Below are 22854 nucleotides of genomic sequence, written 5' to 3' on the forward strand. Positions count from 1 at the left end.
ACGGCATCGCCTCTTACAGCCCTCTACAAGCGTGAGTGCGACTGGCGGAGCACCGCTCGTGTGGCCCCAACGCCACGCATACTTGCGGTGACGAAATCACTGCTGAGAACACCCCTGCCGCGACCTCGCCAACACACGCTCACCGACTCGTAACGACGTCCATCTGTTTTTACGTAGTAGCATAGTAGGTGGAGAAGCGTAGGTCTCGGCAAGACGGTCGATCTAAAAAGGCTTTACCGAATCTTTAACGAACGACTAGTTGAGCCATACCGCGGACGGCAACTCTGACAGTAGCCATTGCCGCGTGTTGCACGCTCGGCGCTGGCGACGACGATGTTCGATGACGGCCGGTTGAAGTCGAGGCCGGCGGGAAGGAAGTAGCAAATGCGGCCAGTCCATTCGGTGACCGGTCGGCGTGGGTTCCGTTTCTGGCTCATCGCCTTGGCGGCGCTATCGGCGGTGGCGTTGGTGCTCACCGGGTGCACCCGCGAGTCAGCTGCGCCAGCACAACAGGTGCTTGCCGACAAAGGCGATCCGTACAGCGACCTGTTGGTGCCCACACTGCAGGCCTCGGTGTCTGATGGTGCCGTTGGCGTTCCGGTGGATCGTCCGGTCACGATGACCGCCGGCGACGGGGTGCTGGACACGGTGACCATGGTCAATGAACAGGGCGAGCTGGTCGGCGGGCAGCTGAGCGCTGATGCACTGACGTGGGCGACGACTGAGCCGCTCGGTTACAACAAGCAATACACACTCAACGCCGAGGCGCGTGGACTGGGCGGAATCGCCCGCAACAGCATGACATTCCAGACAGCATCGCCGGAAAACCTGACAATGCCCTACGTCCTGCCCAACGACGGTGAAGTGGTGGGTATCGGCCAGCCCGTGGCGATCCGCTTCGACGAAGACATCCCCGACCGGTTGGCGGCGCAAAAGGCCATCAAGGTGACCACCAACCCGCCGGTAGAAGGCGCGTTCTACTGGCTCAACAACCGCGAAGTGCGTTGGCGCCCAGCCCAATACTGGAAACCCGGCACGACGGTCGAGGTGGCAGTCAACGCCTACGGCGTCGACCTCGGTGATGGCCTTTTCGGCCAGGAGGACATCACCACCCGGTTCAGTATCGGCGACGAGGTCATCGCCACGGCTGACGACAACACCAAGACGCTCACCGTGCGGCGCAACGGTGAAGTGGTCAGAAACATGCCGCTTTCCATGGGTAAGGACAGCACCCCCACCGACAACGGCACCTACATCATCGGCGATCGGTATTCGCACCTGATCATGGACTCCTCGACCTATGGTGTGCCCGTCAACTCACCCGAGGGGTACCGCCTCGAAGTGGATTGGGCCACACAGATGTCCTACAGCGGCATCTATGTGCATTCCGCGCCGTGGTCGGTGGGCAGCCAGGGCCGCGCCAACGTGAGCCACGGGTGCCTCAACGTGAGCCCGGCGAATGCGATTTGGTTCTACGACAACACCAAACGCGGCGACCTTGTCGAGGTGGTCAACACCGTGGGACCGACGCTGTCGGGTACCGACGGTCTCGGCGACTGGAACATCCCATGGGAGCAGTGGCGCGCAGGCAACGCAAACCTGTGACACCGCCGGCTGAGCACAGGATTCATAGCCGCGGGTACCACTACGATCCGGGTTCGTAGCGGCGCTTTGTGAGCTAGAACGGAGTAAGCATGCGCTCAACACTGACTGCGCTGCTGAGCATTACGGTGTTGGTGGCCGGCGCATGCTCAAACGCCGACACCAGGTCGAGCCAAGGCGACTCCAGGGGTCTGGCGCACACCCACGGCCTAGGCATCAATCCCGCCGACGACGCGCTGTACGCCGGTACCCATTACGGCGTGTACCGGCTAGCCCGCGAACGCGATCCCGAACTCGTCGGCGGCGTCGTGCAGGATTTTATGGCCTTCACCGTTGCTGGACCGAATCACTTTCTCGGCAGCGGCCATCCCGGCGCCGACGACCGCGATGCCCCACCGGCGCTGGGACTGATCGAGACCACCGACGGCGGACAATCGTGGACCTCGGTATCGCTGAGCGGCGAGGTCGATTTTCATTCCCTCAACTACCGGCACGGCCTCGTCTACGGCCTTGACAGCGGCAGCCAGACCGTGATGGTGAGCCCGGACAAACGCACGTGGGATCGACGCGCCGCGATCAGCGCCGTCGACATCGCCGTATCGCCACAGAACGCGAACGAGATTCTGGCGACGACCGCCGACGGTCTGATGCGCAGCCTCGACCAAGCCAAGACGTTCACGCCAGTCGCCGCGCAACCCCAGCTGGTCTTGCTCAGTTGGCCCGACGATGGCCCGTTGATCGGGGTTGATCCCATCGGAACGGTGTATGCCAGCGAGGATTCCGGGGCTACGTGGCAAGCAGGACGGGCCCTGGGCGAGCGCCCGCAGGCGGTTTTCGCCCACGGTGGTGGGGTCGTGTTCGTAGCGACCGAAACGGGAATCCAGCGCTCGACCGACAATGGAACCACCTTCGAGAACCTCCATGCCTTCGACGCACAATGAGCACGACGAGCCGGGCGTGAGCAGGCGCACCGCGCCGGCAGTCTCGGGACCGTGGAGAAAGGAATTCACCTTCTGTTGCGAGACCTGCAAGCAGGCATTCGGCGAACACCCCGATCGCTTCGTCACCATTGAACGCGGTTAGATCAGCCGCCCACCTCAGGGTGCATCATTCAACAACACCAGACACACCACCACCGGCCGCTGAAGCCGCACTGCCATCTCACCTACTGAGCGCGTACGTACATAGTAGACTGGCCGCCAAAGCATCACGGCCTGCGCCGCCGTACGACACAAGACGATGCTCGTGGATGACCGGAGGTGACAAATGCGCAAGCGCACCAGGTACACGCTCGTGACAGCCATCATCACGACCGCCATGGCTTCAACTCTGGCGATGAGCAGCCGATCAGCGCTGGCCCAGCCCGGTTTACCGCCCCCGCCTCCCGGCCCCATCGATGCGGCAGCCGCGCCGGCGCAGCCGGCCGATCCGCTCGCTCCGCCACCGCCACCGAACCCGTTCCTGTCGCCAGCGACGAACCCGCTGACAGCCACATCCCAACCGATCCCGGAAGGCACGCCCGCGGGGCAGAACCCGACGCCCTACGTCGGTCCACCGGTATTCGCGCCGCCGACATTCAATCCAGTCAACGGGTCGATGGTCGGGGTGGCCAAGCCGATCATCATCAACTTCGCCCGGCCCATCGCCGACCGGCCGATGGCCGAACAAGCAATCCACATCTCGTCCAACCCACCGGTTCCCGGCAAGTTCTACTGGATGAACGACACCCAAGTTCGATGGCGACCGACCGATTTTTGGCCAGCCAACACGACGGTCAACATCGACGCAAGCGGCGCCAAGTCCAGCTTCCGCACCGGCGAGTCGCTCGTCGCCACCATCGACGACAAGACACACCAGATGCAGATCGTGCGCGACGGCAAGCTGGAGAAGACGTTCCCAGTGTCGTTGGGCAAGAAGGGCTACGAGACCAAGAACGGGACCTACTACGTTCTGGAGAAGTTCGCCGACATGGTGATGGACTCCTCGACATACGGCGTGCCGGTCGACTCACCCGAAGGGTACAAACTTAAGGTGCAGGACGCCGTCCGCATCGACAACAGCGGCATCTTCGTGCACAGCGCACCGTGGTCGGTGGGTTCACAGGGGGAGGAAAACGTCAGCCACGGCTGCATCAATTTGAGCCCCGCCAACGCGCAGTGGTTCTTCGACAACTTCGGCAGCGGAGACCCCGTCGTTATCAAAAACACCAGCGGCGGCCTCTACAACCAGAACGACGGCGCACAAGACTGGCAGATCTGAGCCGCTTCGACAGCACCGGGCCGTCGCCTCGGGCTGGTTGGCTCTCAATCATCAACGACCCATCGGCCGATACGGCGCACTAGATCTCCGACAACGCTCATGGTTCAGCACAGGCACGCCGAACCCATCTGCGGTGGCGATGACGCTGTAGCGGCACGCTAACGGAATCCCCCACCCCCGATCACGCGGCACTGAGCGGTCGGCGGACTGGCGCAGCGTGGGTCAACCCGCCGGACGCACCGCTTGCCGGCCTGAGTCGGGGCATTCCATTGTCGCGTAGCGCGATGGAACAGTGAGAACCACGGCTATTGCATACCCTGGGGGGGTATGGTATCCATGATTCATGGCAGCTATTGCCACGCAATTTGGCGTCGTGGCTGATCATTCGATTGAGGAGACCGCATGAGTACGGCGACGTTCACCCTCGACAATGTGAGCTGCGCAGGAAGCGTCAGCCGAGTCAGCCAGCAACTGATCGATGTTGACCCAGGTCGCGACGTTGCGGTTCAGCATGTCGGCCGCCCGGGCGATACACCGGCGATCGCTTCGCATGTCGTGGCGGCGATCGAACATGCCGGCCACAGCCAGGCCGATTTGGAAAAAGCAACGAAGGACACACGTTCATGAACACGCCTACCAAGCTCGGCGGTTTCGCACTGGCACTTCTGGCTGTGTTCGGCGGCGCCGTCGCAGTCGGTAACGCCACCGGCTCCTGGATGCCACGCACCGAAAACCTCGAGCACAACGCGCATGGCGCGACGTCAACCACACCCACCGCGCCCGCGGCCGACACCGCAGGGGTGACCGCGGGTGCCGACTCGACGACAGCGCAAATCGATGCCAGTCCAACGGGCCTGACCGCAACCGAAAACGGCTACAGCTTCCTGCCGGAGGTGATCTCGTTGCCGTCCGGCCAGAACGTCGGCGTCAGCTTCCGAATCATCGGCCCTGACGGCCGGCCGGTCACCAAGTATGAAACGACCCACGACAAGGACCTGCATCTGATCGCGGTCCGTCGGGACATGGCCGGGTTCCAGCATGTTCATCCCATTCTCGAGCAGTCCGGCGTCTGGCACACCGATCTGGATTTGTCGCCGGGGCCATGGCGGTTGTTCGCCGACTTCAAGCCCGTCGGGGCAGAGGATCTCACGCTCGGCACCGACGTACTGGTCGCCGGCCAGTACAACCCACGTCCGCTTCCACCACCGTCGAAGACGGCAACGGTCGACGACTACGCCGTCGCCCTCACCGGTGACTTGGCAGCCGGCAGTTCATCGAAGTTGACGCTGTCGGTGTCGCGCCGGGGCACGCCGGTCACCAATCTGCAGCCGTACTTGGGCGCCTATGGCCACTTGGTGGTGCTACGTGCCGACGATCTGGCCTACCTGCACGTGCACCCGGAGGGAACGCCGGGCGACGGGTCCACCAGTCCGGGCCCCGACGTCACCTTCTACGCGACGACACCGACGTCCGGCAGCTACCGGATGTTCCTGGGTTTCCAGCACAACGGTGTCGTGCGAACCGCGGAATTCACCGCAACCGCCACAAAAGCCGCACCCAACTCCGACACGGTGACATCGACGCCCGCGCCGACGGGCGACGCGCCCGACGACCACCACTAAGCCCTCGCTCTTTACAGTGCGATTCGTCCAAGGAGAAGCAATGACATCGACCCATGAAGACAAGAAAGGCGCAGCCGGCGAACGCCAGGTTGAGCTGCCCATCGGCGGCATGACCTGCGCCTCATGTGCCAACCGTATTGAGCGCAAACTCAACAAACTCGAAGGTGTCAGCGCCACAGTCAATTACGCCACCGAGAAGGCCAAGGTCACTTACGGCGACAACGTCGACATTCAGGCGCTGGTGGCCACTGTCGAGGAAGCCGGCTACACCACTGAACCGCCCCGCGCCGCTGATGCGCCGGTACCCGAGACCGGTTTCGAACACGGCCCCACTCGGGCGCTGCGGCAGCGGTTGATCATCTCGCTTGTACTGTCGGTGCCCGTCATCGCTATGGCGATGGTGCCGGCCCTGCAGTTCACCAACTGGCAGTGGTTGTCGTTGACCTTGGCGGCGCCGGTCGTGGTCTGGGGCGCGTGGCCATTCCACCAGGCTGCCTGGACCAATCTGCGCCACGCCACGTCCACGATGGACACCCTCATCTCCATGGGAACGCTTGCGGCGCTGGGATGGTCGGTGTATGCGCTGTTCTTCGGCACCGCCGGAGTCGCGGGGATGACCCATCCGTTCGAGCTGACGATCACACGAACCGATGGCGCAGGCAACATCTATCTGGAAGCCGCCGCCGGGGTCACCACGTTCATTCTTGCCGGCCGCTACTTCGAGGCCCGGTCGAAGCGAAAGGCCGGCGCAGCGATGCGGGCCCTGCTCGAACTCGGCGCCAAGGACGTCACCGTCGTCAAAAACGGCCGCGAACAAACGATTCCGATCGATCAGCTCGCCGTCGGTGACGAATTCGTGGTGCGTCCGGGCGAAAAGGTCGCCACCGACGGAGTGATCGTGTCGGGTAGCTCGGCGGTGGACGCATCCATGTTGACCGGTGAATCGATGCCGGTCGAGGTCGGCGTCGATGACGCCGTCGTTGGAGCAACCGTCAACGCCGGCGGTCGCCTGCTGGTTCGTGCCACCCGCGTCGGTTCCGACACGCAATTGGCGCAAATGGCGCGGATGGTTGAAGACGCGCAGAACGGTAAAGCCCAAGCGCAGCGCCTCGCCGACCGCATCTCCGGGATCTTCGTGCCGATCGTGATCATGCTGGCGGGCGCCACACTCGGCTATTGGATCGGGACCGGCAACGGGCTGGCAGAGGCTTTCACCGCGGCGGTGGCCGTGCTAATCATCGCCTGCCCCTGCGCGCTCGGCTTGGCCACTCCAACAGCACTGATGGTCGGAACCGGCCGCGGTGCGCAGCTCGGGATTCTGATCAAAGGCCCTGAAGTCCTTGAAAGCACCCGCACGATCGATACGATCGTCCTCGACAAGACGGGCACCGTGACCACCGGCAAGATGACCCTGATCGACGTGGTTACCGCCACAGGCCAAAATCGCGGGGAATTGCTGCGACTGGCCGGGGCGTTGGAGAATGCCTCCGAGCACCCAATCGCGCAAGCAGTCGCCAAAGCCGCACGCACCGAAGTGGGCGACCTTGCAACGGTAGAAGGGTTCACCAACGTCGAGGGGCTCGGCGTTCAAGGCGTCGTCGATGGGCATGCCATCGTCGTGGGACGCCCCAGTCTCCTCGCCGATTGGTCCCAGCATCTGCCGGCCGAGCTCATCGAGGCTTTGCGCGCCGCGGAATCGGAGGGCAAGACGGCCATTGCTGTTGGTTGGGACGGTGCGGCCCGAGGAATCCTCGTCGTCGCCGATGCCGTCAAACCCACCTCCGCCGAAGCGATCAGCCAGTTGCGCGCCTTAGGCTTGACGCCGATCCTGCTCACCGGCGACAACGCCACCGTCGCGCGGACGGTTGCCGATCAGGTGGGCATCGATGAAGTGATCGCCGAGGTGATGCCCAAGGACAAAGCCGATGTCATTGCCCGCCTGCAGAAGGAGGGCAAGACCGTTTCCATGGTCGGCGATGGCATCAACGATGCTGCTGCGCTTGCTCAGGCCGATCTGGGGCTGGCCATGGGAACCGGAACCGACGTGGCCATCGAAGCCTCCGACATCACCTTGGTGCGCGGCGACTTGCGTGCCGCCGCCGATGCGATCGGACTGTCTCGACGCACCCTGCGCACCATCAAGGGCAACCTGTTTTGGGCGTTCGCCTACAACGTGGCCGCGCTGCCCCTGGCAGCTGCAGGATTACTCAACCCGATGCTCGCCGGAGCTGCAATGGCATTCAGCTCCGTGTTCGTCGTCAGCAACAGTCTACGACTGCGCCGGTTCCGATCACGCATCGGACGGCCGACCGCGGCAGAGTGAGCGGAATAGATTGTGGCTGGACAGTGCCGCTAACCCACAACACCATTTGCGTAACCTCTGACAGGGCCAGTTCACAGACAGCGTCCAACGGGCCGACTTGTCGCACAGGAGGGCGCCACGTAGTCCGCTCATGCGACACGGCCGATATGTGTTCATGGATAACATTCGTTATCCATGAAGACCGCCGGTGAAAAGAGTCCTTCTGGTCCTCCAATCCCAGCCGTAAATCGTCGATCACGTTTTTCGCGGCGCTGTTGCAAGCTCCTGAGCTAGAGCGACCCGCTGCGCGTCTACATCAGCTGTCAGGGACGTCACGAAACGATCGGCCAGCACCGCATCTGCTGGGCCGCGCAGCCGACGTCTCTGCGGTGCCTGTGTGGTTCGACGCCAGAACTGTGCCTCCGCCGCGCGACGCAATGCTCCTGAATCGCGGCTAAGCGCGCGCGCAACCGCCACTGCCGCATCCCTTCTCAACGCCTCCAGCTCGCCGCTGCGACACCGCGCCCCACACCGCCCAGCTCGCCACGCCCGGCCACATGCTCACCGAATCTCAACGGGTACTGACGAATCTCACCACAATGTGGGCTGATCACCCAGCAGCGCCGCCTGCACCGCAGCGTCATCCCAACCGTGGCGCACCGCTTCGCGCAACGCCACCGACCGTGCGCGCCGCAGGCCCCGACTGTCGAAGCATCGCACCGTATATCGGCCGCCGCCACGGCGCATCCGCACCATGCGATCCATGTTGTCGCCCTGCGCGCCCGAAACGACGTGCTGGTGGGGATCTGTCGCCGCTGCGACCTTGATGCACACCGGGTTGTCGCACTCGTGTACTCCGAGCACCCCAGCGGCCACCACACCGGACACGATCGCCAACGCGTAGCGGTGCGGGCGAACGCACAACCCCGCCCCTTCTCGGGTGAGGTAGAAACGGCCGTAGCCATCGGCACCGTCGCGCCGGCCCAGATGTTGCAGTCCGAAGCCGTTGGCCCGCAGACGACATGGCTGTGAAAACGGGCGATCTCCGCGGCGTGCACACGCCGTTCAGCGATCAGCCGCTCGGCGCTTCTCATCGCCGTTGAACCTAACCGTCAGAACTGACATTCAGAGCGCCCAGCGCGGCCAGCTTCCACCGGCGTTGTGAATCGCACTCCCGAGCCCCCTGTGTGGTCCTGCACCCGCCGCCACACCGAGCACACTAGTAAAGCTGGCCAGACGCCTTGCAGGCGCGCCCGTCGAGCGCTTCTCACCGGCACGATGCTCAACCGGCTTGTACGTCCGCGTCCCGACCTGCGTAGAGGCGGGCTGGCATGACACAGCACGCACGGGCCGACCAACGCCGCCCGGCGCCACTGATCCCGCACACCGACGACCACGCTCAACGCCGGCCGCACATCACGCCGACGCCGCATCGGCCGGCGGCTCACTGATGTAAGGGTCAACAACTCCCATCGGCCCACCGGCCACGCCACCCGCACCTAGTGCATGCGAATCATCACTGGCCGTGGGCTTCTCAGGCTTCGGTCCGTGCCGCAGCATGGTGCGAACTATTCCGATTCCCAGATCGGTGCGCGTGGCGATCGTCGTCAGCGTCTCGCCACGGCCCTGCATACGCACGACCGCCGCGCCGCCCCTGGCGCGCTGGGCATCTACCCTCTTGGCGACTTCCATGTCGAGCTGCTGGCGCAGCTGGGCCAAGCGTTCCTTCTTCCAGGTTTCGATTTCGGCGATCTTGCCGACCGCGACGAGGATCTCCGCGGCATCGTCGATGTTCGCCTTCTCCTTCGCGGCGCGGGCCTCGTTGGCCCGGCGGGACGCTTCATGGGCGCGCTTGCGGGCCTCGAGCTTCGATATCCGTGGTGTTGTCATGGTCGGAACCTTAGGAGCCTGCTGGCCGACCGGGCCACCACCACAGCCACATTCGTCGTTCACCAATTTTCCCCGTCGCTCCTGCCGCATCACCGTCCCTACCCGGCACCACACCGCTGCCCACTCCCCTACCACCCCCGCTCAGCTCGCCCAGCTCCCTGCCCCACGACCCCTTTCGTAGCCCGACGACAGACCACACACCTCTTGCACTCAGGAGAAGAAGATCGCCAATCAACTTAAAGTTGACGCACGCGGGTGGCGCTTGGGGCGAGAGCCGCCAAGCCGCCATTGAACCATTTCCCGTTTGTGCTGATGAGCGATTTCGGCCCAGATCGTGGTAACTTGCCGTTGACATTGACAACTGTGAGTTGACCGTCTGGAGGCCTTCAGTTGAGCGTTCCAGGTTCGGCGCACCTCGTTCTCGCCGCGGGCGTGGTCCATCTTGATGAACCGTCCGCGGTCTTTGAAGCGATGCTGTCGGGGTGGCGACGCCAGCAGAAGTCCCGGCTGCTTGCCGAGGCCACGATCGAATCGCGATTGGCGTTCGTGCGACGGTTCGCTGCGTTCGCCGAGACGCATCCGTGGGATTGGACGGCCGGCGATGTCGAGGACTTCACGGCGGCTCTGATGTCGGGAAACAACCGCAAGGCGCCCTCGACAATTCGCGGCTACCACATGACGCTGCGGTTGTTTTGTGACTACCTACTCGATGGCCGTTATGGCTGGATCTCGCAGTGCGAGCAGCGGTTCGAAAGGATCCCGTCGCAGGTCTGCCATGACTTCAACACCGCGGCGCATCTGGTCGAATACGAGGGCAAGCCCGCCCGCCGGCCGTTCACCTACGACGAGGTGGAAACGTTGTTCGCGTTCCTTGCCGATCGAGTGGACATCATTGCGCGTTCGGGTCGCAAAGGCGCGTTGGCGGCGTTGCGCGACGCGCAGATGATCAAGACGGCCTACGCCTTCGGGTTACGCCGTCGAGAGCTGTGCTACCTCGACGTGGCCGACCTGCGTCCCAACCCGCGGATGCCGGCGTGGGGAACGTTCGGCGCCGTCCACGTCCGGTATGCCAAGTCCAGCCGCGGCAGCGCCCCTCGGCGTCGCACGGTGCTGGCCGTTCCCGAGTTCGACTGGGTGATCGACGGACTGCGCCAATGGGTCGATCAAGCCCGGCCGCTTCTGAGTCCCGGCAGCCGTCAAGAGTTGTGGCTGACTGAGCGTCGGCAGCGGGTGGCGACCAAGCAAATGGACAAGCGATTCGCCTACTTGCGGGCGCAGGCCGGTCTGCCTCAAGACCTCACCCTGCACTGCCTGCGGCACTCCTATGTGACCCACCTGATCGAGTTCGGTTACCCGGAACGGTTCGTTACCGAGCAGGTCGGACATTCTTACGCCTCGACCACCGCGATTTACACCTCGGTGTCCAACGACTTCAAGACCAAAACGTTGCAGGCGGCGCTGCGCCGCGTCTACGGATCCGCGACGACTGAAGGGAGCCAGGATGAGCACTAGAACCGTCCTCCGGTGGAACCTGCGCCGCCTGATGGCCGAGAACGGCATGTTCGCCACCACCGACCTCGTCGCACCGCTGCACGAACGTGGCGTGGAGATCTCCCGACAGATGGTTCACCGGATCGCTACCAAGCCTCCACAGCGCATCAATCTCGACCTGCTGGCGGCGCTGTGCGACATCCTGGCGTGCACCCCCAACGATCTGTTCGAGCTCGCCCAAGAACAGATCCGCGAGGCACCCGCAGTCAACGACAGCGGGCCCGGGATCGGCGACCTGCGGCCGATCCGCGCCAGGATCCGCCGCCCCGGCGACAACGAGTGAATCGACGAGCCTGCTGGGAGTGCGCAAGCACCAACTACCTGACCCGGCTGACGCATGGGTGTCGCATTTGTGTCGGCTGCCGTCGCAGGCGGCACTACCACCCCGAAACCTGTCCGGGCTGCCATGTCGTGCGGCCGCTGGCATGGCGACGCGGCGAGACGGTGGTGTGCGCGTCATGTGCCGGTGTCGAGTCGATCTTCGGGTGCCGCGAATGCGGGCGCGAAGACCATCCCTACGGGCACAATCGGTGCGCGCGATGCTTCCTGCGTGAACGCCTCAGCGACTTGCTCGCCGACCCGACGACCGGCCAGATTCACCGCCAATTGCGGCCGGTCTTCGACGAGCTGGTGAACTCCGAACGCCCACAAACAGGGCTGTGGTGGCTGCGCAAGAAACCTGGCATCGGCCCCCAACTTCTCGGGCAGATGGCTTGCGGCGCGGTCGACATCAGCCACGACACCTTCCGCACCCTGCCCTCGGATCGTGCCCACGACTACCTTCGCAGTCTTCTCGTCGCGGTCGGTGTCCTGGAACCGTTCGACATCCGCATCGAACGGATGCTGCCCTGGATCGAAGACATCGTCGCCGAACTGCCCGCCGAGGACGCCGCCTTGATTCGCCGATTCGCGCACTGGCAGGTGCTGCGAGGAATGCGCAAGGCCGCCCGTGAAGACCGGTTGACCAAGTCGATGGCCGATGCGTGTCGACGGCGCATCCGCGTCGCGATCGAGTTCGTGGGCTTCCTCGCCCGCCATGACGCCAGTGCGGCGACCGCGACCCAGGATCTGTTGGAGCGCTACCAAGAACACGTCGGCAGGATGCTGAACCATGAGTACGCCTTCATCGTCTGGCTACGCCAATCCCGCACCAACACCAAACTCCGAGTCCCCGACGTCCCGCAGTCACCGCCCTCAGTAACCGTCTCCGATACGCAGCGGTGGGCGGCCGTAGAGCGTCTGCTGCACGACACGACCGTGCGCCGTTATACACGAATTGCGGGCCTGCTCACATTGCTGTTCGCACAGCCGCTTTCACGCATCGTCGCCATGCGCACCAGTCAGGTCGCGATCACCGACGACCGGGCCGTGCACGTCACCTTCAGCAAGATTCCAGTCCAGATGCCGCCGCTCCTCGACGACCTCATCCGTGAGCACCTCGAGCACCGCGGCAAAAGCCTCTACGCCTCACGTGGAACCGGCTGGCTGTTCCGCGGCGGCAACCCTGCAGCGCACCTCGCCACCGAGAACATCCGCTCCCAGCTCGTCGCCATCGGGATCAAGCCCTACGAGAACCGCAAAGCGACCCTCTTCCACCTCTCCGGCGACATGCCCGCACCAGTCCTGGCCGAACTGCTCGGGCTCACCGACAAAAACGCCGCCGACTGGGCCAGACTTGCTGCCCGCGACTGGACCGCCTACATCGCCGAAAGAGCCCGCTGACCGTATCGCTGTGCCTCAGATGGATTTCGCGGCGGCGGTTCCAGCGCTTGAGTTCTCGCGAGTGATTGTTCACTGCGTGGCGTCGACGCTGTCGAGCCTGCACTTCTCCACCCAAGTCGCCAGAAGGCTTAAAGCGGCGAGCCTCTCGGCGGCCTCCTGCGCCGATAGCTGCGTCCGGTCGTGGGTGGTTGGGTTTCGGATCGCAGCATGGACGCCCGTCGAGAAACTCAACAAGCCGCGGTTCATCGATATGACGGTCTGGTCTTGATTACCTCCGAGCCAGCGCAATCGCGGAGCACCAGCCTTGGGTGGACTCTGCGAGAAGGCCTGCGTGAAAACGTCCTTGTCGTCGAGGTCAGTCCTTCCGGTGAGCTGGCGGACGTGGTCGATGACAGCGCCCACGGCGGATGACACCGCTTCGCGGTACAACTCGATGCGCCATTGGCCTCGAGCCGCGCCCCAGACCAAAGGGTGCATATCCTCGATGCTGATGTCGCCGGTGACATCGACACGGTCGACCATCGATTCAAGGATGCCGATGGTGTGTTCGGACGCGGCGAGGATGTCGTCCGGCTGTACGAGCGAGTGCGGCTGGGTGACAGTTATCCACATCTCGAACGGGTTAACCGGACCGCCGAATCCCGGGCGGGATATCCGCACACCGGTGATGTCGGGAAGATGCGCAATACGGCCAGCTGTCCGTGAGCAGCGGCCCTTCGCCGCCACCCATTCGTCGTCTGACACATCAGATCTCGGTGTCACGGCGGGCAGACTGGCGTAGCCGGCAAGTACCTCGTCAGGCAGGTCGGGACCAGCCATCGCCCGAAGCCCAGCGGTGAACTGACACAGCTCGAGCAGGGCGCTGAACGCCCGCTCAAAGTCGCGCACCTGTTCCGCTGCTCGCCGCAGGAACCGTGGATTCAACTTCAGATCGTCATTGTCACCCATGTACGCAGCTCAGGGCCCAGTCGCATACGGCGCGTTCGCCCGCACGTTCTCGGCGGCGCGCTCCGCGTTGTAAGAGCTGGCGAACGACTCACCTGAGGCGGCAACTTTGTCACTCGACCGCCATGCGCGCCACCGCCAGCTTCCGCCGACGTCCTGGAATGTCTCATACCGTGCTGCGGACCCGCCGGACTTGAAGGCATTTGCCGCTCTGGTGGCGTTGGCTTGCGATTCGAAGCCTTCGCCTGCCCAGGCGACCATCTCATGGTTGTCGCCGTACAAGGCCCACGTGGGATAGCGGTTGGCGTCACCAGTGACCGTGACCTTGAAGTACATCGGATCCTCCTGCCTGTTGACCACAGGTACGCAGTCAGCTCGCAACAGTCTTATCAAGAGACACCGACAGCCAGCGCTTGCGACGCAGCGAACAAACTCGCCCTCGAACAGACCTCTGATTTGGGCATTCACCCCACTCGGAATTCGACCCCTCTGCCAATAAGCACGATCACTTAACGACGGACGATATCCGGATAAAGATCCGCGGCGCAGACACCCCGCGTCCCAAGGATTGCGAGACCGCGGATGCGAGGGGTTGCCCGCGAGACACCTCACGGACGTAGGGGGAAGAGTTCTCAACGCGGGAAACGGCGGTCCGAACACTGAGGTGGTGCACTCACTTTGCCGGCACGAATCGTCACGCGGATGCCCATGGAATCTGCGCGCACGGCCTCGCCGATGATGGCGACGAACGGTCCTTCGATGCCATCGCCGACGCGATTTGCGAGAAGGCGAAAAGGGCCCGAAGACCAGCCGGCTGGACGCTGTGATTTCGTTGTGCCTAGCGAGCTAAGCGCGCGGGGCGGCCCGTCTTCTTGGTGGCGATCTTCGACTCTTTGGCGTCGCTATCGGTCTTGCGGTGGGCGGCGAGGAAGTCATCGACGATGTTCGCGCAGTCATTGTGAGTGATGGTGCGAAGCCCGGTCATTCGGGCGAAGGCGAGTGGTCCGACGAGTTGGCAGAGCGCCAGTTCCCGGTCGAAGTCGTCGAGTTCGGCTTGTGCTCTCGGGCTGGTGAGTATGGCGTCAAATGGTTGACGGTACTGGTCAACGACTCGGGCCCGTAGCGCCCCGGATGTGTGGCGCTCATCCGCTTCGTTAGTGGAGCCGGTGGGCCCCAATGAGAGCCACGCGAGTGTCGTGACATGCAGCGGTGCGTCGTTGAAGAGTGCGGCTTGGCGGCTGAGCAATTCGATCAGCTGCTCACGGAGGGGTCCGCTGGTCGGTGCCGGAGTGGTCACTTGCGGAAGTAGGCGTTCGAACGTGGCTGCGAGCAGATGCGACGAACTGTGGAAGTGGCGGTACAGCGTGGTTCGGGCCACTTTGGATGCTTTGGTGACGGCATCGATAGTGACCGCTTCCACCCCACCGGTGCTCAGTAGCGTTGCCGCAGCATCCAGCAGCCGGGTGCGTGACCGGATGCGCCGCGGGTCCACGTCATCGTCAGGGACTGGCGCTGACTGACTGTTGCTCACTCATTCACCTCGGGCGGTCGATTTTCACGCGATGTTGTCCTGGCAGTCTAGCAGTGTGGTACTAACGGTATCGAAGCGAAACCGACAGTATTGGAGCGTGATGGTGCCAGGAAGCGCATCGCTGCCGGAGCGGTTACCTTCGCACACAACGACGTGCATGGGTTGCGGCCCGGACAATCCCCACCGACTGCGTTTGGTGGTGCACCGCAGCGGCGACGCGGTGTACTCCGATGTGACTTTCGACGAGCGCCACATCGGGGCTCCAGGCCTGGCCCATGGCGGAGCCGTGGCGGCCGCGTGCGATGACGTCTTGGGCTTCACATTGTGGGTCGCCGGCACCCCGGCGGTGACTCGCAGCCTGACGGTGGAGTATCTGCGGCCGGTGCCGCTGCATCAGCCCCACCGGATTACTGCCCACATCACCTCTCGTGAAGGACGGGCGCTGCACGTCACGGCGACAGGCACTGGTGAGCGTGGGATCACCCGCTTCACCGCCAATGCAGTGTTCGTCGCAGTCAGGCCCGAACACTTCGCCGCACACGGCGATGTCAGCGCTTTCGGCGATCTTCTGGAACAGTTCTCGCGCCGCGGCAGTTTCGACCCGGGGCCATCATGACTTTCCCTCAGGCTCGCAGCCACGGCAAAACCCGACGCTCGGAAGCGAACTCGGTCGCTGGAGAGAAGCGGACCGCTAGCGCGTCGCGCTCGCGCGCCTCCGCACGGCGCCGGGAAACGATTCTGGATGCAGCTTTGGCCGTGGCTGCGTCGGGTGGTTACGAGGCGGTTCAGATGCGGACGGTTGCCGAGCGGGTCGGCATCGCCGTCGGCACGCTTTACCGCTATTTCCCGGCGAAAACCCACTTGCTGGTAGCAGCGCTGACGCGCGAGTTCCGTCGACTCGACTCGGCCGGCGACTGGGCGAGTGGTGAGGGCACACCGCTGGAACGGCTCGAACGGCTCACCTCACATCTGCATGACCGCTGGCAGCGCGACCCATGGCTGACGACGGCCATGACACGGGCCTTCGCCGTCGCAGACACCCGCGCCGCCGCGGAACTCGACCGCGCGGCCGATGAGATCCAGATCCTGCTGGCCCGCACGCTCAGGGGCGGCGAGCCCACCCCTACCGATCTGCACGTCGCTGGGGTCATCTCCGACATCTGGTTGGCCAACCTCGTGACCTTCAGCGGCCACCGCGCGACAGCCGCCGACACCCGCGACCGCATTGACCGAGCCACCAGGCGCGTCGTGACCAGCGCTGCTAGGCCCACCGCCAACCGATAACGATACTACTGATATCGCAGCGCTACTTAGCGTACTCTTTGGGGATACGGCTCAACGATGCGTCGAAAAGAGACTGCCATGTACACCCAATGGATCGAAAACCTTGTTGTACAACGCCTCTCGCTGCATGGCGGCCTGGTTCTGGATTTCGATGACTACAACGAAATCGTCATCTCCTGCCCCCTGCTATTGACCCTTCCTGCCGTCGGCACCTACCCCATCGAGGCGGTGCGTATTGACCCCCTCAGGATCGCGACCCACGAACGCCCACTGCTGAACCTCGCCGGCGCAGTGTGCACCCAGGCCTGTTCCAGCGACGATGGAGGACTACACCTGAGCTTCTCGCGCGGACATCGCATCGATGTCGATCCCGACGCTGAACAGACAGCGTGGGAGTTGTATGGTATGCGCCACGGCTACATGGCCTGCCTACCTCAAGGACGGGTACGCGTGGTCCGCCATGACCTCCCCGACACCGACGACGCCAACATCGTCAACAGCGCCACGCAATCATCGGCGGGGTCGGCGCGGCAGACCCACTGATGCGGCCGCGGACGCGGCGACGGGTCGACTTGGGCGGCAATACGTGGATCAGGTTGAACGTGGACAGGACCGCCCTGGCGACATCGAGGCGGGCGAGCATTCCCGGATGATGCTGGCGAAGTTTTGCTGCACGCGTTCCGCAGCGATGCCGACCGATGGTGAATACAGCATGATGTGGTCGAGGACGCCTTCGTAGCGTCTCAGTTGTTCACGGACCTCGTGTGCCGTCCCGGCGACACCCATGGTGTCGATCATCTCCTCGGACACCGCGGCGAACATCGCCGGGAAATCGCGCTGGGCGAATGCTTCTCGGATGGTTCGGCCTTCGCTGGCGAAGCCGTTCACATCGAGTACCGTCTCGTAGGATTTGACCGAGGAGTAGAACGCAATCTGCTGCGCCAGTTCGCGCCTGGCGACCTCGGTGTCGTCGTGGATGGCGCACATCACCATGGAAATGATTTCCACGTCATTGGGGTCGCGGCCGGTGTGCGCGGCACCCCTGGCGATAGCGGGCCGGACGATCTCCTCGACGTAGGTGGTTGTGAACAGCGGATGTCCGGCCAGGCCGTCGGCCACCCGCCCGGCCGCCTCGCACATCCGGGGCCGGACACCGGCAGTGACGATCGGGATCGGCCGGCTGGAGGGTCCCATGTCGCCGGTCGGGGTGAGATTCATTCTGTAGAAACGGCCCTCGTGATGGATCGGGCCTTCATGCAGGTTCCATATCCGGCGCAGCAGCATCACGAGTTCTTCCATCCGCAGGGCGGGTGCGGAGGTGTCGGGCACGCCGTGCCAGTCGCCCATCATCCGTTTGGTGCCGTTGCCGATGCCGAGTACCAGTCGTCCGTTGGAGAGTTCGTCGAGGTCGCGTGCCTCGGTGGCCAGCACCAGGGGGCTTCGGCCGACGCCGTAGAGAATGGAGGAACCGATCCGACAGTTCTGTGTGCTGTTGGCCATCGCGGCCATGGAGATCGATCCGGACCGAGAGTAGAACTCGGAGGCCCATACGGCGTCGAACCCGGCCGCATCAGCGGCCTGGGCGGTTTGGGCCAGTGACTTCAGATCCCCGCCGAGAACCGACAGGCCGTAGGTGCTCATGACTGGTCTCCTGTGCGCGGGCGCAGGCCGTCGAACATGACGGCGCTGAGGGTGCTGGCGACCACCGTCTCGTCGAGGTGGTTCTCGGTGACCAGGTACATGAGTGCATTGATGGTGACCGCGCCGAACAGCGCAATGGACGTCGATCGTGCATCGGGCTGAGCGACGAGGGATCCGTCGCGGGCCCCTTCGATGAGCAGAGTTTCGACGGGTTGTTGGTAGGCGGTATTGATCATCTCGGCGATGGCCGGCATGCGGGCCGCTCGTCCCAGTTCGCCGATGAGTGCACGGCATACCGCTGGCCGCTGCGCCATTGCCCGCAGTTGTGCGCGGATGACGAGTTCGAGGCGTTCGGCACCGGTGCCGTCGGTGTGCACGATCGCGGTCACGGCATCGGAGATGTCCTTGAGGAGGTCTTCGAGCAGGAAGGCAAGGATGTCCTCTTTGCCGGCGAAGTAGTAGTACAGCGTCGCTTTCGGCACACCGGTCACCGCGGCGACGTCTTCGATCTTGGAGTCGTTGAGCCCCTTCTCGGCGAACAAGTCCGCCGCGGCGGGAAGCCGGTCAGAGATCTGACGTGGAATCTTGCGCATTGCCCCCCTGTCCCGGTCGGCCGGTTTAGACTGCGAGTCTAAACCGTCGTTACTTTGGTGGTCGGAGGTCTTGGTGGTCTCGGTGCAGATTCGTTACGACCCGTTCGACGCCTCGATCCTCAACGACCCCTATCCGACGTATCGGTCGTTGCGTGACACGGCTCCGGTGTACCGCGCCGAGGAGTCCCATACCTGGGTGTTGAGCCGGCACGGCGACGTCCAGGCCGCAGCACTGGATCACGGCACGTACTCCTCGGTGGACGGCATCTTCCCCACCCCGCCGGGATCGGACTTCATCGGCTCGTTCCTGCCGATGATGATCGTGATGGACCCTCCGCGCCACGACCAGTTGCGTGCCCTGGTGAGCCGGGCGTTCACCCCCCGGCGGGTGGCCGGGCTGCAGGGCGCCATCACACAGATGGCCGCGGAGTTGTTCGAGCGCCTCGACGAGGGCTCCGGATCGGCGGACTTCGTGACCGACTTCGCCGCGATCCTGCCCGCCGCGGTGATCGCCGATCTGCTGGGCGTTCCCGCCACCGATCGTGATCAGTTCCGATTGTGGTCGAGCCAACTGGTCCAGGTCGACGTCAACCACGGACAAACCACCGACGCACTGACCGCCGCCACCTCGATCTACGCCTACTTCACCGACTTCCTCGCCGACCGCCGCAAAAACCCCCGCGAGGACCTGATGTCGGCGTTGGCCAACGCCACCGTCGACGGGATCGGACTGACCGACGAGGAAGTCCTCGGCTTCTGCGCGCTGCTGCTCGTCGCGGGCTACGAGACCACCACCAATCTGCTGGGGAACTCCGCGGTCGTACTGGCCCAGCATCGGCAGACCCGCCGACGCCTGGCCGCCGATCGAACACTGTTGGGGCCGGCAGTCGAGGAGTTGCTGCGCTACGACTCACCGGCACAGGGACTTTCACGAACCCTGACCCGCGACGTCATCCTGCATGACACGACGATGCGTCAAGGTGAGAAGGTGCTGCTGTTGTTCGGGTCGGCCAACCGCGACGAGCGTGCCTTCCCTGATCCTGACGTGTTCGACATCGAGCGCACCAGTGAGCACCAGGTCGCCTTCGGTCGCGGCATCCACTTCTGTCTGGGTGCGGCACTGGCGCGGATGGAGGCCCGCATCGCTCTGGATGCTTTGTTGGACAAGGTGCCTGACTGGGAGGTCGATCTTGAATCGGCGCGGCGGCTGCGGTCCGGACCGATCCGCGGCTACACATCGCTGCCAATCACTTGGACCACGCCGGTCTAGCCCGTGCCCCTCTTCGACGACGCGTCGTGTGCTTCACCGCGCGGCCAGGTTCATCGCCGTCGATGTCGAGCACTCCGCGCGCACGGCGACCTCGGCGCATTCGGCGACATGCTCAAACGATTCGCGGGCTCGAACGGTGATCGACCCATGACCGGACAGGAGGCAGGGGCATGGTGGTGGCAGTGACATTCGCCCACTTCGATGAGCAGATCGCCGACCAGCTGCTCAGATCGGCGAACACAGCGGGTGGACTGTCGACGTTTCTGAGCTTTCGGCACACCGAACTCGCCGCCGGTCGGCTGGTGGCAGAGATGGAAACCCGTGCCGAACTGCTCACACCCTTCGGCACCCTGCACGGCGGATGTCTATCGGCGATGGTCGACCACTGTCTCGGAGTCGTGTTCTACCCCGTCATTCCGGCCGGATCATGGGTCGCCACCACCGAATTCAAGCTGAACCTGCTGCGACCCGTGTCCACCGGTGTGTGTGTCGCCGTCACCGACATCGTGTCGCTGGGCAATCGCAGTGGAGTAGCGCGCATCGACATTAGCAACGGCGACAAAGCCGTCTGCGTAGCCCAGGGCACGGTCACGATCGTGAACGCCGCGGGCAACGCACAATGAAGGCGCTTGTAGCCGGTCGCACGCTTCGGGCGGACTCCGATCTCGCCAGGAAGGTGTCATGACCTCCGCCGTGCAGCATCGGGTCCGAACCCAGGACGGGATCACCCTGGCCGCCGACTGCTACGACCACGATGACGCCCGTCCCGTCGTGCTGCTCCTGCACGGCGGCGGCCAGAACCGGCACGCGTGGAGCACTTCAGCGCGTCGTCTCCACGCATGCGGATACACAGTCGTCGCCTACGACACCCGCGGTCACGGCGACAGCGACTGGGACCCAGCCGGCAGGTACGACATCGAGCGACTCGCGACCGATCTCCTCGCCGTGCGTGAGCACTTCAGCGCCGATACCGCCCCTGCCGTCGTAGGTGCATCCCTTGGGGGCATGACCGTGCTCGGCACGCATCTGTTGACATCCGGGGCGTCGTGGACGGCGGTCGTCCTGGTCGACGTCACCCCGCGGCTTGAATTCCAGGGCGCTCGTCGCGTGGTGACGTTCATGGCCGCACATCCCGATGGCTTTGGCACCCTCTCCGACGCCGCCGAGGTGATCGCCGCGTACAACCCCCATCGCTCGCGCCCGGCCAACGTCGACGGCCTGCGCAAGGTGCTACGGCAGCGTCACGACGGCCGCTGGATCTGGCGGTGGGACCCGGCATTCATTCACTCCAACTTCGACTTCCTCCGCGACGAATCGACCACGGGAACGGAGCAATTCGACGCAATCAGCCGCCTGCTGATCGACGGAGCCCGACGGGTCAGCGCCCCAACACTTCTCGTAAGGGGTCTGTTGTCCGACGTGGTCTCCCAAGCCACCGTCGACGAGTTCAAGCAACTGGTTCCCCACGCCGAGACCGTCGACGTATCCGGCACCGGACACATGATCGCCGGCGACGACAACGACGCCTTCGGCTCCGCCGTCACCGAGTTCCTCGGCCGGAGCTTCCTGTAGGTCGCGACGTGATCGAGCACCATCGAGCGGCCAGTAGAAAGGACTGGGCTTGACTTCACTGCGCGCGGAGCGAAGCCCATGAATTGTTCTTCGCTTAGGCCGACTTTGACCGCGACGGGCTCTGGTCGAGCTAGACGTTACTACGCATTTGTTGGCCACCATCGGCGTCGAAGAGTTCCTTGGTCCAGCGTTCGAGGATTTCTGCGCTGTCCCAGTCGTCGGGATGAAATCCGGCGCGGGTGTAGGAACGAAAGCGCTCAATTGCTGCTGGGCTGAATAGCGGGTTATGACGGAAACCTCGAAGGCTGCGCAGCAACCGCACCGGGTTGTAGGCGGCACGGTCACCGGCCAGAGAGCGGGTGGTCTGGATGACCAACTCGCTGAACAAGAGGAGGCTGGCGATCCGCATCCCCCAGACCCTGGTGCGTTCGCTTCCACCGACCGTCTCGTAGACATCGAAAGCGACGGCCTTGTGCTCGCATTCTTCCAGTGCGTGCCAGAGCAGAATAGGCCGCACTTCGGTGTCGCCGATCAATTCTTGAGCTTCGTCGCTGGTGAGAATGATCTCGGCGAATGTCGCTGTGTAGTGCTCGAGGGCGGCCGTCACAGCCAGGCGCATCTTGGGAGAAAAACGCTTCTCAAGTCGGCCAACCAACTTCTTGATATGGCGATCGATCCCCTCGGTGGGATAGCCCATCGCTTGGAGCCGATCGTTGAGCAGCCGATGCTGGTGTCGGTGCGTGGCCTCTTGTGCAATGAATCCCTTGACCGCCTCCTTGAGGTCAGCGTCGCTGATGTGGTCCCGATACTCGCGGACTGACCGGATGAAGAAGTCTTCGCCTTCGGGGAACGTGGCCGACAAGGTGGACACAAAGTGGCTCATCACCAAGTCGCCATCGACGAAGTGCTGCCGACTGGTCCCAGCAGGCATGTCGAATCGAACACGGCGGGGCTTCGGGACGACCCTCGTGGTGGGCCGAGTGAACGAATCGTCGCTCATGTTGTTCTCCCGTTCGTCAAGGGCACGCTGGCAATCTGACTCTAAGCCTTGTCAGAATTAGATGGCAAGC

General features: G+C 63.9%; 23 protein-coding genes. 15 read left to right on the top strand and 8 right to left on the bottom strand.

Going from position 1 to position 22854, the window contains the following annotated elements:
• Positions 1 to 384 precede the first annotated feature (384 nt).
• The 6 genes from A5790_RS23915 (at position 385) to A5790_RS23940 (ending at position 7806) form a co-directional block, all read left to right on the top strand.
• Positions 385 to 1605, top strand: a complete 1221-nt coding sequence (locus A5790_RS23915) for an Ig-like domain-containing protein (RefSeq protein WP_064415686.1) — start codon at positions 385 to 387, stop codon at positions 1603 to 1605.
• Positions 1606 to 1694: 89 nt separating this feature from the next.
• Positions 1695 to 2543 carry a F510_1955 family glycosylhydrolase gene (locus A5790_RS23920; protein ID WP_064415685.1) on the top strand — a complete coding sequence of 283 codons (849 nt, stop codon included), beginning with the start codon at positions 1695 to 1697 and terminating at the stop codon, positions 2541 to 2543.
• A 325-nt stretch (positions 2544 to 2868) separates the two neighbouring features.
• The gene (locus A5790_RS23925) at positions 2869 to 3861 is read left to right on the top strand and encodes a L,D-transpeptidase family protein (RefSeq protein ID WP_082681042.1); all 993 of its coding nucleotides are present in this window, start codon (positions 2869 to 2871) and stop codon (positions 3859 to 3861) included.
• 402 nt (positions 3862 to 4263) lie between these two features.
• On the top strand, positions 4264 to 4488 hold the full coding sequence (locus A5790_RS25880; RefSeq protein ID WP_133147309.1) for a copper resistance protein CopZ: 225 nt from the start codon (positions 4264 to 4266) through the stop codon (positions 4486 to 4488).
• Positions 4485 to 5483: a hypothetical protein gene (locus A5790_RS23935; RefSeq protein ID WP_064415683.1), complete on the top strand. Its 999-nt coding sequence runs from the start codon at positions 4485 to 4487 to the stop codon at positions 5481 to 5483. The genes A5790_RS25880 and A5790_RS23935 overlap by 4 nt, the downstream gene beginning before the upstream one ends.
• A 40-nt stretch (positions 5484 to 5523) precedes the next feature.
• Positions 5524 to 7806 (top strand): cation-translocating P-type ATPase, encoded by a 2283-nt coding sequence (locus A5790_RS23940; protein ID WP_064415682.1) that lies wholly within the window; start codon positions 5524 to 5526, stop codon positions 7804 to 7806.
• A gap of 570 nt (positions 7807 to 8376) precedes the next feature.
• Here the strand turns inward: A5790_RS23940 and A5790_RS23945 are convergent.
• A complete protein-coding gene (locus A5790_RS23945; RefSeq protein WP_328586875.1) occupies positions 8377 to 8709 on the bottom strand; it encodes a hypothetical protein in 333 nt (110 codons plus the stop codon).
• A gap of 492 nt (positions 8710 to 9201) precedes the next feature.
• Positions 9202 to 9675: a hypothetical protein gene (locus A5790_RS23950; protein WP_064415941.1), complete on the bottom strand. Its 474-nt coding sequence runs from the start codon at positions 9673 to 9675 to the stop codon at positions 9202 to 9204.
• A gap of 390 nt (positions 9676 to 10065) precedes the next feature.
• On the opposite strand from A5790_RS23950, the gene A5790_RS23955 reads away from it, so the two are divergent.
• The 3 genes from A5790_RS23955 to A5790_RS23965 all read left to right on the top strand — a co-directional run bounded on the left by A5790_RS23955 (position 10066) and on the right by A5790_RS23965 (position 12948).
• Positions 10066 to 11187, top strand: a complete 1122-nt coding sequence (locus tag A5790_RS23955) for a tyrosine-type recombinase/integrase (protein ID WP_030133894.1) — start codon at positions 10066 to 10068, stop codon at positions 11185 to 11187.
• The gene (locus A5790_RS23960; RefSeq protein ID WP_064403599.1) at positions 11177 to 11509 is read left to right on the top strand and encodes a helix-turn-helix transcriptional regulator; all 333 of its coding nucleotides are present in this window, start codon (positions 11177 to 11179) and stop codon (positions 11507 to 11509) included. The genes A5790_RS23955 and A5790_RS23960 overlap by 11 nt, the downstream gene beginning before the upstream one ends.
• A gap of 128 nt (positions 11510 to 11637) precedes the next feature.
• Positions 11638 to 12948, top strand: coding sequence for a hypothetical protein (locus A5790_RS23965; RefSeq protein ID WP_030133892.1), 1311 nt, complete (start codon positions 11638 to 11640; stop codon positions 12946 to 12948).
• Between the two features lie 69 nt (positions 12949 to 13017).
• Here the strand turns inward: A5790_RS23965 and A5790_RS23970 are convergent, their stop codons facing one another.
• The 3 genes from A5790_RS23970 to A5790_RS23980 all read right to left on the bottom strand — a co-directional run bounded on the left by A5790_RS23970 (position 13018) and on the right by A5790_RS23980 (position 15424).
• Positions 13018 to 13896, bottom strand: a complete 879-nt coding sequence (locus tag A5790_RS23970; protein WP_050597092.1) for a TIGR02391 family protein — start codon at positions 13894 to 13896, stop codon at positions 13018 to 13020.
• 9 nt (positions 13897 to 13905) lie between these two features.
• Positions 13906 to 14253 carry a DUF1508 domain-containing protein gene (locus tag A5790_RS23975; RefSeq protein WP_231744957.1) on the bottom strand — a complete coding sequence of 116 codons (348 nt, stop codon included), beginning with the start codon at positions 14251 to 14253 and terminating at the stop codon, positions 13906 to 13908.
• Between the two features lie 478 nt (positions 14254 to 14731).
• The gene (locus tag A5790_RS23980) at positions 14732 to 15424 is read right to left on the bottom strand and encodes a TetR/AcrR family transcriptional regulator (RefSeq protein ID WP_013471001.1); all 693 of its coding nucleotides are present in this window, start codon (positions 15422 to 15424) and stop codon (positions 14732 to 14734) included.
• 100 nt (positions 15425 to 15524) lie between these two features.
• Here A5790_RS23980 and A5790_RS23985 point away from each other — a divergent pair, with 100 nt between their 5' ends.
• The 3 genes from A5790_RS23985 to A5790_RS23995 all read left to right on the top strand — a co-directional run bounded on the left by A5790_RS23985 (position 15525) and on the right by A5790_RS23995 (position 17251).
• Positions 15525 to 16040, top strand: coding sequence for a PaaI family thioesterase (locus A5790_RS23985; protein ID WP_120271088.1), 516 nt, complete (start codon positions 15525 to 15527; stop codon positions 16038 to 16040).
• Entirely contained in the window at positions 16037 to 16708 is a 672-nt protein-coding gene (locus A5790_RS23990; RefSeq protein ID WP_064403598.1) for a TetR family transcriptional regulator, read from the top strand. Before A5790_RS23985 ends, A5790_RS23990 begins: the two co-directional genes overlap by 4 nt.
• A gap of 78 nt (positions 16709 to 16786) precedes the next feature.
• The gene (locus A5790_RS23995; RefSeq protein ID WP_064403597.1) at positions 16787 to 17251 is read left to right on the top strand and encodes a DUF6188 family protein; all 465 of its coding nucleotides are present in this window, start codon (positions 16787 to 16789) and stop codon (positions 17249 to 17251) included.
• A 48-nt stretch (positions 17252 to 17299) separates the two neighbouring features.
• Here A5790_RS23995 and A5790_RS24000 read toward each other — a convergent pair whose 3' ends face one another.
• Both A5790_RS24000 and A5790_RS24005 read right to left on the bottom strand, forming a co-directional pair.
• Positions 17300 to 18349: an LLM class flavin-dependent oxidoreductase gene (locus tag A5790_RS24000; RefSeq protein ID WP_064403596.1), complete on the bottom strand. Its 1050-nt coding sequence runs from the start codon at positions 18347 to 18349 to the stop codon at positions 17300 to 17302.
• On the bottom strand, positions 18346 to 18942 hold the full coding sequence (locus A5790_RS24005) for a TetR/AcrR family transcriptional regulator (protein WP_064403595.1): 597 nt from the start codon (positions 18940 to 18942) through the stop codon (positions 18346 to 18348). Before A5790_RS24005 ends, A5790_RS24000 begins: the two co-directional genes overlap by 4 nt.
• Positions 18943 to 19015: 73 nt before the next feature.
• Here A5790_RS24005 and A5790_RS24010 point away from each other — a divergent pair, with 73 nt between their 5' ends.
• The 3 genes from A5790_RS24010 (at position 19016) to A5790_RS24020 (ending at position 21784) form a co-directional block, all read left to right on the top strand.
• The gene (locus tag A5790_RS24010; RefSeq protein ID WP_064403594.1) at positions 19016 to 20212 is read left to right on the top strand and encodes a cytochrome P450; all 1197 of its coding nucleotides are present in this window, start codon (positions 19016 to 19018) and stop codon (positions 20210 to 20212) included.
• A 170-nt stretch (positions 20213 to 20382) separates the two neighbouring features.
• Positions 20383 to 20835, top strand: a complete 453-nt coding sequence (locus A5790_RS24015; RefSeq protein ID WP_064403593.1) for a PaaI family thioesterase — start codon at positions 20383 to 20385, stop codon at positions 20833 to 20835.
• Between the two features lie 58 nt (positions 20836 to 20893).
• Complete coding sequence (locus A5790_RS24020; protein ID WP_064403592.1) at positions 20894 to 21784, top strand: alpha/beta fold hydrolase; 891 nt, start codon at positions 20894 to 20896, stop codon at positions 21782 to 21784.
• 130 nt (positions 21785 to 21914) lie between these two features.
• On the opposite strand, the gene A5790_RS24025 is transcribed toward A5790_RS24020, so the two are convergent.
• The gene (locus A5790_RS24025; RefSeq protein WP_064403591.1) at positions 21915 to 22784 is read right to left on the bottom strand and encodes a metal-dependent hydrolase; all 870 of its coding nucleotides are present in this window, start codon (positions 22782 to 22784) and stop codon (positions 21915 to 21917) included.
• Positions 22785 to 22854: the final 70 nt, after the last annotated feature.

It is taken from the genome of Mycobacterium sp. 852002-51152_SCH6134967, assembly GCF_001667105.1.
GTDB classification, from domain to species: Bacteria; Actinomycetota; Actinomycetes; order Mycobacteriales; family Mycobacteriaceae; genus Mycobacterium; species Mycobacterium neumannii_A.

What these genes read in the sequence shown, in the direction of transcription:
- A5790_RS23915 (WP_064415686.1), top strand. Translation starts at nt 385, where the DNA reads ATGCGGCCAGTCCATTCGGTGACCGGTCGGCGTGGGTTCCGTTTCTGG.
- A5790_RS23920 (WP_064415685.1), top strand. Translation starts at nt 1,695, where the DNA reads ATGCGCTCAACACTGACTGCGCTGCTGAGCATTACGGTGTTGGTGGCC.
- A5790_RS23925 (WP_082681042.1), top strand. Translation starts at nt 2,869, where the DNA reads ATGCGCAAGCGCACCAGGTACACGCTCGTGACAGCCATCATCACGACC.
- A5790_RS25880 (WP_133147309.1), top strand. Translation starts at nt 4,264, where the DNA reads ATGAGTACGGCGACGTTCACCCTCGACAATGTGAGCTGCGCAGGAAGC.
- A5790_RS23935 (WP_064415683.1), top strand. Translation starts at nt 4,485, where the DNA reads ATGAACACGCCTACCAAGCTCGGCGGTTTCGCACTGGCACTTCTGGCT.
- A5790_RS23940 (WP_064415682.1), top strand. Translation starts at nt 5,524, where the DNA reads ATGACATCGACCCATGAAGACAAGAAAGGCGCAGCCGGCGAACGCCAG.
- A5790_RS23950 (WP_064415941.1), bottom strand. Translation starts at nt 9,675, where the DNA reads ATGACAACACCACGGATATCGAAGCTCGAGGCCCGCAAGCGCGCCCAT.
- A5790_RS23960 (WP_064403599.1), top strand. Translation starts at nt 11,177, where the DNA reads ATGAGCACTAGAACCGTCCTCCGGTGGAACCTGCGCCGCCTGATGGCC.
- A5790_RS23970 (WP_050597092.1), bottom strand. Translation starts at nt 13,896, where the DNA reads ATGGGTGACAATGACGATCTGAAGTTGAATCCACGGTTCCTGCGGCGA.
- A5790_RS23985 (WP_120271088.1), top strand. Translation starts at nt 15,525, where the DNA reads ATGGTGCCAGGAAGCGCATCGCTGCCGGAGCGGTTACCTTCGCACACA.
- A5790_RS23990 (WP_064403598.1), top strand. Translation starts at nt 16,037, where the DNA reads ATGACTTTCCCTCAGGCTCGCAGCCACGGCAAAACCCGACGCTCGGAA.
- A5790_RS23995 (WP_064403597.1), top strand. Translation starts at nt 16,787, where the DNA reads ATGTACACCCAATGGATCGAAAACCTTGTTGTACAACGCCTCTCGCTG.
- A5790_RS24000 (WP_064403596.1), bottom strand. Translation starts at nt 18,349, where the DNA reads ATGAGCACCTACGGCCTGTCGGTTCTCGGCGGGGATCTGAAGTCACTG.
- A5790_RS24005 (WP_064403595.1), bottom strand. Translation starts at nt 18,942, where the DNA reads ATGCGCAAGATTCCACGTCAGATCTCTGACCGGCTTCCCGCCGCGGCG.
- A5790_RS24015 (WP_064403593.1), top strand. Translation starts at nt 20,383, where the DNA reads ATGGTGGTGGCAGTGACATTCGCCCACTTCGATGAGCAGATCGCCGAC.
- A5790_RS24020 (WP_064403592.1), top strand. Translation starts at nt 20,894, where the DNA reads ATGACCTCCGCCGTGCAGCATCGGGTCCGAACCCAGGACGGGATCACC.
- A5790_RS24025 (WP_064403591.1), bottom strand. Translation starts at nt 22,784, where the DNA reads ATGAGCGACGATTCGTTCACTCGGCCCACCACGAGGGTCGTCCCGAAG.